Below are 3,906 nucleotides of genomic sequence, written 5' to 3'. Positions count from 1 at the left end.
ATTTAAGGTCATAAAAGAAATAGAGCTACTCAAGATCGTAGGAATGACCAAGACAGCTCTTAGGTTAAGCAATGGGGTTTTAGTAAGTAAAAAGTGTTTATTCCCTTATCACTACAAAGAAGACTTTAGAAGGGGTGAGGAATACTATTTACTGGAAAAAATAAAGATGTAGGAGGAGATCATGGAGATACAAAATGCTATGCCTATAGAAGTTAGATTTAGAAATAAAGAAAAAATTATATTCAATAGGATAACTAAAGAGATGAAAGAAGCAACTAAGAAGATTAAAAAGAGGCTCTATGACATCACTCCTACTGGAGAAAAACAGTTTAGATTATTTTAGATACAAAAGGCAGGACGTGGGATGGATATGTGTTGGAGGGGACCATATCAAGAATATAACTAGTAAGTGATTACAAAAAATCCTTTGAGTTAGTAACAAGACAATTAAATAACCTCCCAAAGTTCTATGCTGATGAACTGCATAACCAGGAGGCTCCGATATGGAGAAATAATGGGTGGCAGTAGACAAAAGCAAGATGTGTCGTGGCTGGCGACATACCCAATAAATAACCGGCGGTGGACCAAATATACAGGATAGTAGATTTTTTTCGGGGAAATGGTGAGGAAATCGTGGCATTAGCTAATCTACCTGGTGAGGATAAATAAACTCACACTTTCGTAATGAAGCTCTCAGTTGTAAACGATAAGCTTGAATATTAGATAGTTGTAACCTATTGATGGGATAACTATCTTCACTGGCAACTCGTTGTTCCAATAAGTTTGAAAAAACAGCATCTGAAAGTCAAGTAAAAAATAAAATAACTATATACATAAGGAGTTGATAAAGATCAATAAAAAAAAGCTTCATAAGGGGTTAGAAAAATATGAAAATGGAAAGAAAAAATATCTAGAAGTAACCAAGATACAAAGAAAGATGAATAAAATAAAAAAAGCTCTATCAGATGTGAAGATTGGAGAAGAAGTAATCTTATTAAAAAAGAACTTTCCAATCAATGAATTATTCTTGAATCTAATGCATGAGCTGAAAGAAGAAAAAGTTTTAAAATTTACCATAGTAGAAAAAGGCATCAAAGTAATACTGAATAATCATTTTAAAACTAAAAGTAAACCATTTGAAAAAAGATTGAGATATCTAAGAGGAACCCAGATAAATAGGAGACATTTTTATAAGATGGAAGATGAAAACTCAAAAATTTATAATGTGAGCCTCAGTAAGCATTTTGTACATAAGAATCTAGAAAAAATATTACTAATAAAAGGCAGAATTAATGGTTCCAAAGTAGTAGCAATAAAGAAAATAGAAGAAATAGAATAAAAAAAGACTTGAATGCGGAAACATCCAAGTCTTAACGAGTGATAAATACCACCCCAACACTGGTATTTTATCACATCCAAGAGTGAACTTCAAGGAGGATAAGATATGAGAATCCAATTAATGGAAAATGGTCAATTATTGGTGACTATAAAAGATTTAGAACTTAGTTATATAGCAGCTAATCAAGAAGAAGCTATTGAAAAGGCATGGGAATTGAGTAATGAAAAATCTAATAAGATTAATTAAATCAAAACTAAAAGCCATTAGAAGAAAAAATATTAAATATTATTTAAATAAACGTTAGGATACCACCCCAACAGAGGTATCCCACAGGAGGATATTATGAGAGTACCAACTAGTGCAAGTGAGGAACTGAATAGAAGTATGAACCAACAGGTAAGATTAATGACTATGGATGAAAAGATGAGACATGCCTTTGTCATAGATATGGCAGACGATGAGAGAAGGAATAAGATGATAAAAACTCTAAAACATCTTTATGATATGAACTCTTATTTTGCTAAAAAATTTAATGATCCTGAATATAATAAATTTGTGAAAACTATCAAGACAAAATTAAATAATCTTATGGAAGAAGAACTTCATTTTGAAAAGTTGGATGATTCTGTAAGGGAAGAAATTAGAGCTTATTTAGTATCTTCTCAAATATCTTTAAGAGAAGAAAATAATATTTGTGAGCTAAAGATCTTAGAAGAAAACAAAAGGGGGGATAAATAATGGAGTTAGTAGAAGTATTTATTCCAGAGATAATAAAAAAGAAAAAAAGTGAAATTGTAGTCTACAAGAAGAAAGATTTTAAAAAAACTAATGATCTAAAATATTTTACTGCAAATGAGATCAAAACTTTGATTTTAAAGACAGAGAAAGGTTTTTATAAATATATCTATCAAGTTTTGTTTGAGACTGGTGCCAGAATAGAAGAATTAAGAGAAGTAAGGTTTAAAGATATCGATATAGAAAATAATCGTATGAGAGTAAAAACTCTTAAGCAAAAAGAATTGATCTATCGATCTCTTCCATTCAGTGCTGAATTAAAGGCTGCCTTACTTCAGTATAAATTATTAAATGAATTGTGCAATGATGATTTTGTACTAGCTAAAAAGGCAGGGAAAGCACCTCTTACAAGGCAAGGGATAACAACTCAGTTAAAAAAAGATTGTTTAAAGTATTTGGATCTAAAAAATAATATAAATGTGCATAGGTTCAGACATTCTAGAGCTATATTTCTACTGAATAATAAAGTGAATTTAGTCCAATTACAAAAGTTTTTAGTACATTCAGACATAAGAAATACTTTGATTTATTTAAAATATGCCGATGAACATTTTGATAATGCCATACATACTGCCAATAATGAATTTTATAAATAGGAGGAGATCGTCATGATTATAGAGATGAAAAACGGTGTTTTAGCTTTTTCAGATGACTGTAATGAGTATGAGTCAGATTTAATTGCAATAGGTGAAAAATATGATATAAAAAAGACCAAGTTTTTTACAAACACTAAGTTGGGGAAAACTATTTTTAATTATATTGGATACTTTGGTTAGTAATATGTTAGGGATCTATAAGCCTCTTATGAAGAAAAAAATATTAACTAGGGACCAGGAACAGGATTTAATCTTTAAAGCCCAAAATGGGGATATTGCTGCTCGTGATGAAATTGTAAAAAAGAATCTAAAACTAGTTATATCTGTTTGTAGAAAGGGAAATTTTCCAATTACAGAAGACTGTATACAAGATGGGATCTTGGGGTTAATTAAGGCTATTGAAAAATTTGATTTGTCAAAAGGAAATAAATTTTCAACTTATGCCACTTGGTGGATCATGCAGTCCAGGAACAGGGAATCATATAATTATCATACTTATAGACTACCAGCCCATATTTGGGAGAAAAGAGGGAAGTTTGCTAAATACACTACAGAATTTTATCAAAAACATGATAGGGTCCCAACTTATGAGGAGATCAGTAAAAAATTTAATGTGACTATGGAATTAGTAAAAAACACTTTAGAGCTTCCACAAATAATATCAATTGATAAAAAGGATCTTGATGGAGAACTCCCCCATGAAAAAATAGAAGATGAAGGAGCAACTAATATAACTGAGATAAATATTAGAAATAGTATATTAAATGATGCTTTTCAAATTTTAAGTGAAAGAGAGAAAAAGGTCATTGAACTTCGATACAATCAATCTATGACTTTAGAAGCTATAGGAAAAGTTTTTAATATAAGTAAAGAAAGAATAAGACAGATTAGGATAACAGCAGAAAATAAGATGAAAATATATTTGAGAAAAAAAGGAATTAATTCTATGAATGAATTGATGTAAAGATTTGTTTAGGAGGTAGCGATGAAAGATTTCTATAGAAAAGAAGATTTAATGAAAATTTTGGATATATCAGAAAATACAGCATATAAGATAATAAGAGAGTTAAATGCAGAGCTAAAAGAGCAAGGGTATAAAACTATATGTGGAAGATTACATAGAAAATACTTTGACAAACGTTATAGGAACAATTAAACTATGAGTGTATATAAAGA

The 3,906-nt window shown here is 30.0% G+C and carries 8 protein-coding genes; all 8 read left to right on the top strand.

Features of this window, described 5'->3' with window-relative positions:
* Window positions 1-181 precede the first annotated feature (181 nt).
* The 8 genes from WBG30_RS05615 (at window position 182) to WBG30_RS05580 (ending at window position 3,886) form a co-directional block, all read left to right on the top strand.
* Window positions 182-343, top strand: a complete 162-nt coding sequence (locus WBG30_RS05615; RefSeq protein WP_424503665.1) for a hypothetical protein — start codon at window positions 182-184, stop codon at window positions 341-343.
* Window positions 344-841: 498 nt separating this feature from the next.
* Window positions 842-1,339, top strand: a complete 498-nt coding sequence (locus tag WBG30_RS05610; protein ID WP_424503664.1) for a hypothetical protein — start codon at window positions 842-844, stop codon at window positions 1,337-1,339.
* A gap of 105 nt (window positions 1,340-1,444) precedes the next feature.
* Window positions 1,445-1,585 carry a hypothetical protein gene (locus tag WBG30_RS05605; RefSeq protein ID WP_424503663.1) on the top strand — a complete coding sequence of 47 codons (141 nt, stop codon included), beginning with the start codon at window positions 1,445-1,447 and terminating at the stop codon, window positions 1,583-1,585.
* Window positions 1,586-1,681: 96 nt separating this feature from the next.
* Window positions 1,682-2,077 (top strand): hypothetical protein, encoded by a 396-nt coding sequence (locus WBG30_RS05600; protein WP_424503662.1) that lies wholly within the window; start codon window positions 1,682-1,684, stop codon window positions 2,075-2,077.
* Complete coding sequence (locus WBG30_RS05595; RefSeq protein WP_424503661.1) at window positions 2,077-2,730, top strand: tyrosine-type recombinase/integrase; 654 nt, start codon at window positions 2,077-2,079, stop codon at window positions 2,728-2,730. The genes WBG30_RS05600 and WBG30_RS05595 overlap by 1 nt, the downstream gene beginning before the upstream one ends.
* Window positions 2,731-2,742: 12 nt before the next feature.
* The gene (locus tag WBG30_RS05590) at window positions 2,743-2,910 is read left to right on the top strand and encodes a hypothetical protein (protein WP_424503660.1); all 168 of its coding nucleotides are present in this window, start codon (window positions 2,743-2,745) and stop codon (window positions 2,908-2,910) included.
* Window positions 2,903-3,694 carry a sigma-70 family RNA polymerase sigma factor gene (locus tag WBG30_RS05585; protein ID WP_424503659.1) on the top strand — a complete coding sequence of 264 codons (792 nt, stop codon included), beginning with the start codon at window positions 2,903-2,905 and terminating at the stop codon, window positions 3,692-3,694. The genes WBG30_RS05590 and WBG30_RS05585 overlap by 8 nt, the downstream gene beginning before the upstream one ends.
* Window positions 3,695-3,715: 21 nt before the next feature.
* Window positions 3,716-3,886 (top strand): hypothetical protein, encoded by a 171-nt coding sequence (locus tag WBG30_RS05580; RefSeq protein WP_037029966.1) that lies wholly within the window; start codon window positions 3,716-3,718, stop codon window positions 3,884-3,886.
* Window positions 3,887-3,906 lie beyond the last annotated feature (20 nt).

This window comes from Psychrilyobacter sp., from assembly GCF_049671765.1.
Classification (GTDB): Bacteria; Fusobacteriota; Fusobacteriia; order Fusobacteriales; family Fusobacteriaceae; genus Psychrilyobacter.
The sequence above is the reverse complement of the archived record's forward strand: the minus strand, read 5'-3'. Positions and strand labels throughout refer to the sequence as shown.

What these genes read in the sequence shown, in the direction of transcription:
- WBG30_RS05615 (WP_424503665.1), top strand. Translation starts at nt 182, where the DNA reads ATGGAGATACAAAATGCTATGCCTATAGAAGTTAGATTTAGAAATAAA.
- WBG30_RS05605 (WP_424503663.1), top strand. Translation starts at nt 1,445, where the DNA reads ATGAGAATCCAATTAATGGAAAATGGTCAATTATTGGTGACTATAAAA.
- WBG30_RS05600 (WP_424503662.1), top strand. Translation starts at nt 1,682, where the DNA reads ATGAGAGTACCAACTAGTGCAAGTGAGGAACTGAATAGAAGTATGAAC.
- WBG30_RS05595 (WP_424503661.1), top strand. Translation starts at nt 2,077, where the DNA reads ATGGAGTTAGTAGAAGTATTTATTCCAGAGATAATAAAAAAGAAAAAA.
- WBG30_RS05590 (WP_424503660.1), top strand. Translation starts at nt 2,743, where the DNA reads ATGATTATAGAGATGAAAAACGGTGTTTTAGCTTTTTCAGATGACTGT.
- WBG30_RS05580 (WP_037029966.1), top strand. Translation starts at nt 3,716, where the DNA reads ATGAAAGATTTCTATAGAAAAGAAGATTTAATGAAAATTTTGGATATA.